At 71.7% G+C, this 11,066-nt stretch carries 10 protein-coding genes; 2 read left to right on the top strand and 8 right to left on the bottom strand.

The features are described 5' to 3' along the window. Positions 1 to 15: 15 nt before the first annotated feature. Entirely contained in the window at positions 16 to 1,218 is a 1,203-nt protein-coding gene (locus tag ACVFI9_RS07325) for a substrate-binding domain-containing protein (protein ID WP_474765425.1), read from the bottom strand. Between the two features lie 147 nt (positions 1,219 to 1,365). On the opposite strand from ACVFI9_RS07325, the gene ACVFI9_RS07320 reads away from it, so the two are divergent. Continuing rightward, positions 1,366 to 2,550, top strand: a complete 1,185-nt coding sequence (locus ACVFI9_RS07320; RefSeq protein ID WP_474765423.1) for an acetyl-CoA C-acetyltransferase — start codon at positions 1,366 to 1,368, stop codon at positions 2,548 to 2,550. A gap of 61 nt (positions 2,551 to 2,611) precedes the next feature. Here ACVFI9_RS07320 and ACVFI9_RS07315 read toward each other — a convergent pair whose 3' ends face one another. Then, positions 2,612 to 3,826 carry an IS30 family transposase gene (locus ACVFI9_RS07315; RefSeq protein ID WP_474762373.1) on the bottom strand — a complete coding sequence of 405 codons (1,215 nt, stop codon included), beginning with the start codon at positions 3,824 to 3,826 and terminating at the stop codon, positions 2,612 to 2,614. A 134-nt stretch (positions 3,827 to 3,960) separates the two neighbouring features. Here ACVFI9_RS07315 and ACVFI9_RS07310 point away from each other — a divergent pair, with 134 nt between their 5' ends. After that, positions 3,961 to 5,214, top strand: coding sequence for a low temperature requirement protein A (locus ACVFI9_RS07310; RefSeq protein WP_474765422.1), 1,254 nt, complete (start codon positions 3,961 to 3,963; stop codon positions 5,212 to 5,214). Positions 5,215 to 5,334: 120 nt separating this feature from the next. Here ACVFI9_RS07310 and ACVFI9_RS07305 read toward each other — a convergent pair whose 3' ends face one another. The 6 genes from ACVFI9_RS07305 to ACVFI9_RS07280 form a co-directional block, all read right to left on the bottom strand. Beyond that, the gene (locus ACVFI9_RS07305; RefSeq protein WP_474765420.1) at positions 5,335 to 5,637 is read right to left on the bottom strand and encodes an SHOCT domain-containing protein; all 303 of its coding nucleotides are present in this window, start codon (positions 5,635 to 5,637) and stop codon (positions 5,335 to 5,337) included. Positions 5,638 to 5,770: 133 nt separating this feature from the next. Continuing rightward, complete coding sequence (locus ACVFI9_RS07300) at positions 5,771 to 6,451, bottom strand: response regulator (protein WP_474765418.1); 681 nt, start codon at positions 6,449 to 6,451, stop codon at positions 5,771 to 5,773. Then, the gene (locus ACVFI9_RS07295) at positions 6,448 to 7,620 is read right to left on the bottom strand and encodes a sensor histidine kinase (RefSeq protein WP_474765417.1); all 1,173 of its coding nucleotides are present in this window, start codon (positions 7,618 to 7,620) and stop codon (positions 6,448 to 6,450) included. Before ACVFI9_RS07295 ends, ACVFI9_RS07300 begins: the two co-directional genes overlap by 4 nt. Positions 7,621 to 7,727: 107 nt before the next feature. Continuing rightward, entirely contained in the window at positions 7,728 to 9,053 is a 1,326-nt protein-coding gene (locus ACVFI9_RS07290) for a M50 family metallopeptidase (RefSeq protein ID WP_474765416.1), read from the bottom strand. 122 nt (positions 9,054 to 9,175) lie between these two features. Continuing rightward, positions 9,176 to 10,267, bottom strand: coding sequence for a 1-deoxy-D-xylulose-5-phosphate reductoisomerase (gene dxr, locus ACVFI9_RS07285; protein WP_474765414.1), 1,092 nt, complete (start codon positions 10,265 to 10,267; stop codon positions 9,176 to 9,178). Positions 10,268 to 10,360: 93 nt separating this feature from the next. Beyond that, entirely contained in the window at positions 10,361 to 10,999 is a 639-nt protein-coding gene (locus ACVFI9_RS07280) for a 4'-phosphopantetheinyl transferase family protein (protein ID WP_474765413.1), read from the bottom strand. Between the last annotated feature and the right edge of the window lie 67 nt (positions 11,000 to 11,066).

The raw sequence follows: 11,066 nt of genomic DNA, 5'->3' as shown, positions 1-11,066 counted from the left end.
CGGGCGGCCGTCGCCTCACTTGCCGGCGACCGGCGGTGCGACCGTCTCGGCGTCGATGGTCTCGACGAGCTCGGGAACCCAGCTGCCGCCGTCCTGCACGAGCTTGGCCTGGTACATCGGCTGGATCATCGCGTGGTCCTCGGCGCGGACGGTGATCTCGCCCTTGACGGACTCGAAGGTCCAGCCCTCGAGCGCGTCGATCATGCCGTCGACGGTGTCGCCGCCCTCGCGGATCGCCTGCACGATCATCTGCGCGGCGACGAAGCCGTCGGGCGAGAAGAGGTCGGCCTCGGCGCCGTTCTCCTCGAGGTGCTTGATCATGGCCTTCTCCGCATCGGTGCCGGATGCGCCCCCGAAGTAGTGGTTGAGGAACGAGATCTTGTCGGATGCGTCGCCGTAGGCGCCGTAGGTCGCGACATCGCCGAGGCCCGTGACGACGGGCACGGCGTCGAACACGCCCTGCTGCGCGAGCGCGGTCCACATGGCGCCAGATGAGGCTCCGGCCCACGCGACGAACACGAGGTCGGGCGACGCGGCGAGCAGCTGCTGTGCGAACGGCGTGAACTCGGTGGCGTCCTCTGCCACGAGCACGCCCTCGACCGTCGCGCCCTGGCCGCCGAGCACGGCCTGCACGCCGGCGAGGTTGCCCTGGCCGAAGGCGGTGTCCTGCGCGAACACCACGACCTTCTTGCCGGCCGGGTCGCCGATGAAGGTTCCCGCGGTGGCGACGTCCTGGTACGTCTGGCGGCCCGAACGGAACGTGTACTCGTTGACGCCCGTGATGGCGTCGGCGGCCGCGGGGCCCGAGATGTAGAGGATCTGGTTCTGCGCGGCCTGCTCGGCGAGCGCGGTGGCGATGCCGGATGCCGCGGTGCCGGCGAGGATCTCGTAGCCCTGGCCGATGAAGTCCTTCGCCTTCGAGACGGCCGTGTCGGGGTTGCCCTGGTCGTCGGCCCACTCGATCTCGAGCTCACGGCCGTCGACCGTGCCGGTGCCGTCGGTCGCGTAGTCGAGGCCGGCCTCGAAGCCCGCCGTGTAGGCCGCGCCGTACGCGGCGAGCGGACCCGTCTGCGAGGTGAGCATCGCGACCTTGACCGGCGCACCGGCCTCCTCGGCATCGCCGGCGCCGCCGGTCGCCGTGGTCGGTGCGCACCCGACCAGCGCAAGGGTCGCGGCGGCGATGAACGCCGTCGCGAGGGACTTCTTCGTAACCCGCATGTGAATGCCTCTCGACAGTGAATGGCTGGACTTCTGGTGCGAACCTGACAGCTGGTTCAGGTCTCAGGAAAGTACAATAGGCTGGAAGTCGAAGCGCACGCAACCTGAACCGCAGGCCTGCCTCGGAACGAAGGAGTTCACCGAACCATGACCACCCCCGACGTCGTCATCATCGCCGGAGCTCGCACGCCCTTCGCCCGCATCAGCGGGAACCTCGCCGGGCGCACGGCCGTCGAGCTCGGCACGGTCGCCATCCGCGGCGCCCTCGAGAAGGCCGGGGTCTCCCCCGACGACGTCGACGCCGTGATCATGGGCCAGGTGCTCCAGGCGGGCGCCGGCCAGAACCCGGCCAAGCAGTCGGCCGTCGCCGCGGGCATCCCATGGCGCGTCCCGGCGACCACGGTCAACAAGGTGTGCCTGTCGGGGCTCGTCGCCATCACGGATGCCGCGCGGCTCATCCGCCTCGGCGAGGCATCCGTCGTCGTGGCCGGCGGCCAGGAATCCATGACGCGCGCGCCGCACCTGCTGCCGAACTCGCGCGCGGGCTTCGCCTACGGCGACGTCGAACTCGTCGATCACGCCGCACACGACGGCCTGACCGACGCGTTCGACCACGACTCCATGGGCGCGTCGACCGAGCGCTTCAACGCCCGCTACGACCTGACCCGCGCCGAACAGGACGAGATCGCCGCCGCCTCGCACGTGCGCGCGGGCCGGGCCCAGTCCTCCGGCGTGTTCGCCGACGAGATCGTGCCGGTCGAGGTGCCGCAGCGCAAGGGCGACCCCGTCGTCGTCGGCGAAGACCAGGGCGTTCGACCCGACTCCACGATCGAGGTGCTCGGCAGGCTGCGCCCGGCGTTCTCGGCCGATGGCAGCATCACCGCCGGCAACTCCTCGCCGCTGTCCGACGGCGCCGCGGCCGTCGTGGTCGCGAGCCGCGAGTGGGCCGAGGAGCGCGGGCTTCCGTGGCTCGCCCTGGTCGGCGCCGCAGGACAGGTCGCCGGCCCCGACAACTCGCTGCACTCGCAGCCTGCCAACGCCATCGCCGCCGCGCTCGAGAAGGCCGGTCTGCAGGCCGGCGACCTCGACCTCGTCGAGATCAACGAGGCGTTCGCGGCCGTGTCGCTGCAGTCGGCGCGCGAGCTCGGCATCTCGAACGACCTCGTCAACGTGCACGGCGGCGCGATCGCGCTCGGCCACCCGATCGGCGCGTCGGGCGCGCGGCTCGCGCTGCACGCGGCGCTCGAGCTCGCGCGGCGCGGCGGCGGTCGCGCCGCGGTCGCCCTCTGCGGCGGCGGCGGCCAGGGCGAGGCGCTCCTGCTCTCGCGCTGACCTGTTCCCCGCCCCGGCAGCGGGCTTGTGCAGGAGAAGAGGCCCCATCCCTCGGGCGATGTCAAGTGGTCGTTGCAACTTGTCGGGTGAGGAGCTCGTTGAGGGCTTGGGCTGGGGTGCGGTAGTCGAGGGTGGGTCGGGGGCGCCGGTTGAGGGTGTCCTGGACGCGGCGTAGCGCGTCGGCGTCCCAGGCGTTCAGGTCGGTGCCCTTGGTGAACCAGAACCTGAGGAGCCGGTTGGTGTTCTCGTTCGACCCACGCTGCCATGGTGAGTGGGGGTCGCAGAAGTACACCGGCGCCCGCAGGGCGAGCTGGATCCGTTCGTAGCCGGCCAGCTCGACACCACGGTCCCACGTGATCGACCGGCGAAGATGGTCAGGCAGTTCACCCATCCGCTCGATCATCGCGCCCGCGACCTCGTCCGCGGTATGCCGGTCCGGCAGGTGCAGCAGGATCACGAACCGGGTCGAGCGTTCCACCAGCGTCCCGATCGCGGACCGGTTCCCGGCGCCCATGATCAGGTCACCCTCCCAGTGCCCGGGCACCGCCCGGTCCGCGACCTCGGCCGGTCGGTCGCTGATCGTGAACGCGTCCTCGTAGATCGCCCGACCGCGTCGATCCACGCTGCCCCGAGGCTTGCGACGGGTGCGGCCAGTGGACAGCTTCCGCGCCAGGTCCTGCCGCAACACGCCGCGCCCCTGCACGTACAGGGCCCGGTAGATCGTCTCGTGACTCACCCGTCCAGTCTGATCCCGGTCGGGGTCGGCGGCGAGCATCCGCGCGATCAGCCCCGGACTCCAGCCATCATCCATCCACTCCTCGACCTGCCGCCGCAGCCGCGGATTCCCGGCGAGCTTGACGCGTTTCGGGCGGCGCCGCTTCGCGGCCGCGGCCCGATCAGCCAACGCGGCCCGGTACACCCCGTCCGCGCCCCGGTTCCGGGTCACCTCCCGGCTGACCACGGACTTGTCCCGGCCGATCATCGCGCCGATCTGGGCAAGGGTCAGTTTCCACGCCAGCCCTGCCTGGATCACCGCCCGATCCGCGTCCGACAGGTACCGGCCCGACTTCCCATGCGGCGGCGGCAACGGTTCGACCAGCCCGCCCCGACGCCCCTTCCGCAACGGCACACCCACGCTGGCAGCCTTCCACCACCGCTCCACCGTCGGCACCGGCACGCCGAGCAACCGTGCCGCGGACGAGACCGACTCCCCACCCAGCACCAAGGACACGAACCGCTCCCGGACCGCATCCGGATACAACCTCCGGCCACCCACGCAACACCTCCCATGTTGCAACGACCGTATGAATCCGCCCCCTGTCAGGGCGAGGATGGGGCGCATTCTCCTGCACGAGCTCTGGGCGGGGGCGGCACTCGACCGCCGCCTCGGCGCGTGCGACGATATGCCGCATGGCACTCGCCCACCCGCCGCTCGACCACCGACTGCGGCGCATGACCGGACGCGATCCCGACGAACCGCACCGCGCCGCCACCCCGCTCGAGCTGCTGTTCGACCTCACGTTCGTCGTCGCCTTCAGCCAGGCCGGCGCACAGACCGCGCACCTGCTCGAGCTGGGACACTGGGGCCCTGCCATCGGCGGGTTCGCCTTCGCCGTCTTCGCGATCTGGTGGGCGTGGATCAACTACTCGTGGCTCGCCTCGGCCTACGACACCGACGACATCTTCTTCCGCGTCGCCACGATGCTCGAGATGCTCGGCGTGCTGGTGCTCGCGCTCGGCCTGCCGGACCTGTTCCACTCGCTCGACGAGGGGCGACATGTCGACAACGGGATCGTCGTGGCCGGGTACGTGGTGATGCGCGTCGCGACGATCGCACTGTGGCTGCGCGCCGCCAGGCACGACGCCGCACGCCGGCGGACGGCCCTGACCTACGTGACGCTCGTGTCCGCGGCACAGGTCGGCTGGGTCGTGCTGATCTTCGTCAACCTGCCGCTCGCCCCGACGCTCGCCTTCACCGCGGCGCTCATCATCCTCGAACTCGTCGGCCCGTACGTCGCCGAGCACGGCCGCGACGGCGGCACGCCGTGGCATGCCCACCACATCGCCGAGCGATACGGCCTCCTCGTCATCATCACGCTCGGCGAGATCCTGCTCGGCACGATCCTCGCCATCTCGGCGGTGATCGAGGAGCAGGGCTGGACGGTCGAGACCGTCTTCGTCGCCTTCGGCGGCACGGCCCTCGCGTTCGGCCTGTGGTGGACGTACTTCACGATGCCCTCAGGCAAGGTGCTCCATCGCTTCCGGAGGCGCGGCTTCGTGTGGGGGTACGGACACTACTTCATCTTCATCGCGCTGGCCGGCACCGGCGCGGGCCTGCACGTGGCCGCGTACGTGATCGAGGGCGTCGCACACATCGGCATCGTCCAGGCCCTGCTGACGGTCGTGGTGCCCGTCGGGATCTTCATGGTCGCGTTGTTCACGGTCTACTCGTTGCTCCTGCGGCAGTTCGACCCGTTCCACATCTGGCTGTTCGCGGGCAGCATCATCGTGCTCGCGCTCGCCGTCGCCGCGGTGGCGGCCGGGGCGAGCTTCGGGGTCGGCATCCTGATCACCGCCGCCTCCCCGCTCGTCGTCGTCGTGGGCTTCGAGACGATCGGCCACCGTCACCAGGCGGCGGCGCTCGATCGACTCCTCGCCGCCTGAACTCGAGCTCGTGCAGGAGACGTGAGCTGGTGCAGGAGAATGGGCCCCATCCCCCGCTCAGACGAGGGATGGGGTCCAATTCCCTGCGCGAGCTCCGGGCTTCCTGCGCAGACGTCGGGGCTACGCGTTCGGCCGGTTCGCGCGCAGCACCTCGAGGCGTGCGCGGTACTCGGTCTCGTCGATGTCGCCCTTCGCGAAGCGCTCGGAGAGGGTCGACTCGGCGCTCGCGCCGCGCGCCCACGGCGGACCGTAGCCCTCGGGGCCGCCGCCCATCCAGGCGTGCCGGCGCCGGGTGACGAGGAAGATCACGAGTCCGATGACGAGGATCCAGAAGATCGGGATGAGGAGGAACAGCCATCCGAAGCCGGCGCCCCAGGCGCCGGCGTGGGTGACCACCGCGGTGGTGGCGAGAGTGGTGAGCATGAGATGTCCCTTGATCGTGCGGCCCCGGGATGGGCCGTCGACACCATGCTCGTGCGGCCGTGGCATCCGCGAATCCGCCTCGCGAAGGCACTTCGACTGCTCCCGTGGGAGCATGCGTGCCGAGTGGCCGCGCCTACTCCTGCCAGCCCCGTGCCACGAGTCCCGACTCGTAGGCGACCACCACGAGGTGCACCCGATCGCGCGCGTGCAGCTTCGACATGATGCGGGAGACGTGCGTCTTCGCCGTGAGCGGGCTCAGTACGAGGCGGGCCGCGATCTCGTCGTTCGTCAGCCCCTGCCCGACGAGGCGGAGCACCTCGCGCTCCCGCTCGGTGAGGGAGGCGAGCCGCTCCTCGTCGGGCGCGTCGCGGAGGCCGACGGCCATGCGCTCGAGCAGGCGCTTCGTGACTCCCGGCGAGAGGAGCGCCTCGCCGCCCGCGACGACCCGCACGGCGCGGATGAGGTCTTCGGGCTCGGTGTCCTTCACGAGGAATCCGCTCGCGCCTGCCCGCACCGCGCGCGCGACGTACTCGTCGAGCTCGAACGTCGTGACGATGACGACGTGCACGCCCGCCAGGTCGGGATCGGCGGCGATCTGCTCGGTCGCCCAGAGCCCGTCGCCGCCCGGCATCCGGATGTCCATGAGCACCACGTCGACGGGCTCGCGGCGCACGATGTCGAGGAGCTCCTCGCCGGTGGACGCCTCCCCGACGACCTCGAGGTCGTCCTCGGCCTGCAGGAGTGCGCGGAAGCCGGCCCGGACGAGGAGCTGGTCGTCGGCCAGCGCCACCCGAATGGCTCGCGCGCCGGTCATGCCGTCGCCCCCCACGGCAGGCGCGCCGTCACGCGTGTGCCGCCCCGCGGCGACGGCGAGATCTCGACCGAGCCGCCGAGGAGCGCCGCCCGCTCGCGCATGCCGAGGATGCCCGTGCCCTCCTCGGCCCCGCGAGCACCGCGTCCGTCGTCGTCGACCGTGACGAGCAGCTCGTCATCGAGCCGCTCCAGCGAGACGACCGCTCGGGTGGCGGCCGCGTGGCGCACGACGTTCGTGAGCGCCTCCTGCACGATGCGGTACGCTGCGAACTGCACGGCCCGGCCGGGCGGCTCTTCGAGCCGGTCGACGAGCTCGACCTCGAAGCCCGGTGAACGCACGCCGGCGACGAGGCGCGGCAGTTCGGCGAGCTCGGACTGCGGCGCAAGCGGTGCGTCACCCTCGTTGCGGATGATGCCGAGCACGCTCCGCACCTCTTCCAACGCTGTCTTCGACGTCTCCTTGATGCTGCCGAGCGCCGTGCGCGCCTGCTCGGGATCGCGATCCATGAGGTGCAGCCCGACGCTCGCCTGCACGTTGATCTGCGACAGGGCGTGGCCGATCACGTCGTGCAGCTCGCGGGCGATGCGCACGCGCTCGCGCTCCTCTGCGGTGCGGCGGCGGCGCAGCGCCTCCGCGCGGAACTCGGCGATCCGGTCCTGTCGCACGCGCACGAACGCGCCGATGCCGAAGCATGCGGCGAGCGCGAGCGTCGCGAAGGCGATGCGGAACGGATGCCACTCCAGCCCCACCACGGCGCCGAGTGCGATGGCCCCGACCCACCCGACGACCACCGAGACCACGGCCCAGACGAGCGCGCGACGCACGACCGCGAGCACGATCGCGAACGCGAGCGCGAGGTAGGGCGGCCCGGCGTCGGCGAACAACAGCAGGTCGCCGAGTGCGGCGGCGGTGACCACTGCGACGGTCGGTCCCGGATATCGCCGCGAGGCGAGCAACGCCAGCGGCCCGACCGCGGCGAGCGCGACGTGGGCGAGGGCGGCCGCGGGGCCGGGCCGCTGCCAGAACACGCCGCTCAACGCCGCCGGCACCTGCACGAGGAGGCTGACCACCACGGGTACCCACAGCACGACGCCGGGCGGAGGCCGGAAGCGCTCGGGTCGTCCGTCCCACCGCTGGTCCCAGTGGGGTCGACCGTCGGTGACGGGCATTCCCCGATCGTAGCGCCGCGGCGTCCGCTCGGAATCGGCCCCCCGGACGCTCGCGGGCTACTCCCACGGGAGTACGCCGGCACGCGGCACCGGCGGATGCCGGCGGCTCAGAACAGCTGAACGGGCTTCACGAGGTCGGCGTAGATGAGCAGCGCGCTCATGGCGCCGAGCACCACCACGACGCCGAGCGTCAGCGGCATGAGCTTGGCGAGGTCGACGGGGCCCGGATCCGGGCGTCGGAAGAGCTTCGCGAAGCCGCGGCGGATGGCCTCCCAGAGGGCGCCTGCGATATGCCCGCCGTCGAGCGGGAGCAACGGGATGAGGTTGAACACGAAGAGCGCGATGTTGAGGGAGGCGAGGATGCCGATGAGGCCGGCGGCCTTCGACGCGAGGGGGATCTCCTCGATGCTCGCGATCTCGCCCGCGACCCGGCCCACGCCGACGACCGAGATCGGCCCGTTCGGGTCGCGCTCCCCCGGCCCGAACGCCGCCTCGGCGACGTCGACCATGCGCTGGGGCAGGTTCAGGATGATCCCGGCGACGCCGGTGATGTTCTCGCCGACCGCGGGCAGCACGGCCGTGACCGGCTGCTGCACCGTCTCGGACGTCGGGCCGATGCCGACGAAGCCCGCCTGCACGGTGACCGGGTCGCCCGCGGCATCCGTCACCGGTTGGCCGTCGTCGCCGATGACGAACCGCTCGCTCAGCATGGGCGTGACCGTGAGCGAGACCTCTTCACCGCCGCGCTCGACGACGACGTCGAGCGCCTCGTCGGGGTGGGCGCGGATGATCTCGGTGGACTGCTCCCACGTCTCGATGGCCGTGCCGTCGATCGAGAGGATGCGGTCGCCCGGGCGGATGCCGGCCTCGGCGCCGGGCGCGGCAGGGTCGCCGGGCTCGCAGGTCTGGCGGTCGCTCGTGGCCGGCAGCACGCACTCGTTGACGGTGGCGACCGTGGTGGTGAGCTGTGCGACGCCGAAGCCCATGAGGAGCACCCCGAACAGCACGACCGCGAGCACCAGGTTCATGAACGGGCCGCCGAGCATGACGATGATGCGCTTCCACACGGGCAGCCGGTAGAACGCGCGGTCCTCATCGCCCGGGGTGATCGACTCGGCGCTCGAGTCGCGCGCGTCCTGGACGAGCCCGCGGAAGAACCCCGTGCTGTCGGCACCGACCTGACCGCCCTTCGCGGGCGGGAACATGCCGATCATCGAGATGTAGCCGCCGAGCGGGATGGCCTTGACGCCGTACTCGGTCTCGCCGCGCCGCTTCGACCAGACGGTCGGCCCGAACCCGATCATGTACTGCGTGACCTTGACGCCGAAGAGCTTCGCCGGCACGAGGTGCCCGATCTCGTGCAGCCCGATCGACACGGCGAGGCCGATCACGATGATGACGACGCCGACGATGAAGGCGAGCACGGAATCCACCCGACGAGCGTACTGCCGCCGGCTCGGCGGCGGCTGTCCTTCGGCTGTGAACCTTCGACGGGCTCACGCGCCGGTCCCTTCTTCGGGCTCAGGGACCGGTCCCTGAGCCGGTCGAAGGGTCGCTATCGCGTCAGGCGTGCGATGCGCACCTCGGCAGCCCGGCGAGCCGCGCGCTCGGCCTCGGCGAGCGAGGCGACGGTGACCTGGTCGCCGGATGCCTCATGGCCCTCCACGACGGCGCGCACGGTGTCGACGATCTCGGTGAAGCCGAGCCGGCGGGCGTGGAAGGCGGCGACGGCCTCCTCATTGGCCGCGTTGAACACCGCGGGGTACTCGCCGCCGGCGCGGCCGACCTGCTTCGCGAGCGACACGGCGGGGAACGCCTCGACATCGAGCGGTTCGAAGTTCCAGCTGGCCGCGACGGTCCAGTCGATCGGCCTGCCGACGGCGGCGACCCGGTGCGGCCAGTCGAGGCCGAGCGAGATCGGCAGGCGCATGTCGGGCGGGGAGGCCTGGGCGATGGTCGATCCGTCGATGAACTCCACCATCGAGTGCACGATCGACTGCGGATGCACGACCACGTCGATCCGGTCGTAGTCCACGTCGAAGAGCAGGTGCGCCTCGATGACCTCGAGGCCCTTGTTGACGAGCGTGGCCGAGTTCGTGGTGACCACGAGGCCCATGTCCCAAGTGGGGTGGGCGAGCGCCTCGGCCGGCGTCACGTGCACGAGCTGGTCCCGGGTGCGGCCCCGGAACGGTCCCCCGGAGGCGGTGAGCACGAGCCGCCGCACCTCGGCGTGCGTACCGGCCCGCAGGGCCTGTGCGATCGCCGAGTGCTCCGAGTCGACGGGCACGATCTGGCCCGGCTGCGCCAGTCGGGTGACGAGGTCCCCGCCGACGATCAGCGACTCCTTGTTGGCGAGCGCGAGCGTCATGCCTCGCTCGAGCGCCGCGAGGGTCGGGCCGAGGCCGACCGAGCCGGTGATGCCGTTCAGCACCACGTCGGCGTCGACGTCGTGCACGAGCTGCACGGCCTCGTCGATGCCGACGGCGGTGTGCTCGACGCCGAACTGCGCGGCCTGCTCGTCGAGGAGCGCGCGGTTCGAGCCCACCGCGAGGCCCACGACCTCGAAGCGATTGGGGTTGGCGCGGATGACGTCGAGCGCCTGGGTGCCGATCGAACCGGATGAGCCGAGGATGATGACGCTGCGCACGCTCCCACTGTACGGGCGCACGCCGACGCCGCGTCGCGTCGGCTCACGACGCCTCGCGTCGCGTCGCCTCGTGTCGCCTCGTGTCGCCTCGCGTCAGCCGATGATCGCGACGGATGCCGCGCGCTTGCCGGGTACCTGCAGGTCGTGGAACTCGACCTGCCGCCACACGGAGCCGAACTCGGGGACGCTGCGCACGATGCGGCCGACCCCGCCGTCCTCCCCGGGGAGCGTGAGCGCGAGCCGCGACGGTTCGATGAAGTCGGTGTGGCCGACGGCGCGCAGCAGCGCGGTCTTGCGAGCCCACAGCGTCGCCCGCACCAGCGCGCGACGCGACGCATCGAGCTCGTCGAGCGCCGCCCGTTCGTCGGCGTGGAACGCCGCCTCGTCGACGGCCTCGCCTGCGTCGAGCGTCGCGGGTTCCATGCCGATGCCGAGCGGATGCCTCGTGGCCGCCGCCGCGACGACGGCGTCGCCGTGCACCGCCACGTCGGCGAACCAGGGCGCGCCGGACGGCGTCAGCGGGTAGCCGACCGAGACGCGGCCGTGCCGTGCCCCGCACGTCGCACAGGCGTGCTCGAGCTCGACGTCCTCGGCGGGCACCCCCGACGACATCGCGAGGAGGCCGCGCAGCGCCGCGTCGGCCGACGGGGGGCGGCGGGAGCCGGCGAACACGACGACGCGGACGCCCGTGCCCTCGAGCTCGACCAGCTCGCCCTCCGTCGTGACGTCCATGCTGCAATCCTCGCGCATCGCGGCCGGTCGCGCCGCGTTCCGGTCCTCGGCGCGCAATATTCCGCCT

Source organism: Agromyces sp. NSFZ (assembly GCF_056156205.1).
This window is presented reverse-complemented; position numbering and strand designations above follow the sequence as displayed.

Excerpts from the sequence above, each read along its gene's own strand:
- ACVFI9_RS07300 (WP_474765418.1), bottom strand. The coding sequence starts at position 6,451 with ATGACCGGCGCGCGAGCCATTCGGGTGGCGCTGGCCGACGACCAGCTC.
- ACVFI9_RS07310 (WP_474765422.1), top strand. The coding sequence starts at position 3,961 with ATGGCACTCGCCCACCCGCCGCTCGACCACCGACTGCGGCGCATGACC.
- ACVFI9_RS07325 (WP_474765425.1), bottom strand. The coding sequence starts at position 1,218 with ATGCGGGTTACGAAGAAGTCCCTCGCGACGGCGTTCATCGCCGCCGCG.
- ACVFI9_RS07320 (WP_474765423.1), top strand. The coding sequence starts at position 1,366 with ATGACCACCCCCGACGTCGTCATCATCGCCGGAGCTCGCACGCCCTTC.
- ACVFI9_RS07295 (WP_474765417.1), bottom strand. The coding sequence starts at position 7,620 with ATGCCCGTCACCGACGGTCGACCCCACTGGGACCAGCGGTGGGACGGA.
- ACVFI9_RS07305 (WP_474765420.1), bottom strand. The coding sequence starts at position 5,637 with ATGCTCACCACTCTCGCCACCACCGCGGTGGTCACCCACGCCGGCGCC.
- ACVFI9_RS07280 (WP_474765413.1), bottom strand. The coding sequence starts at position 10,999 with ATGGACGTCACGACGGAGGGCGAGCTGGTCGAGCTCGAGGGCACGGGC.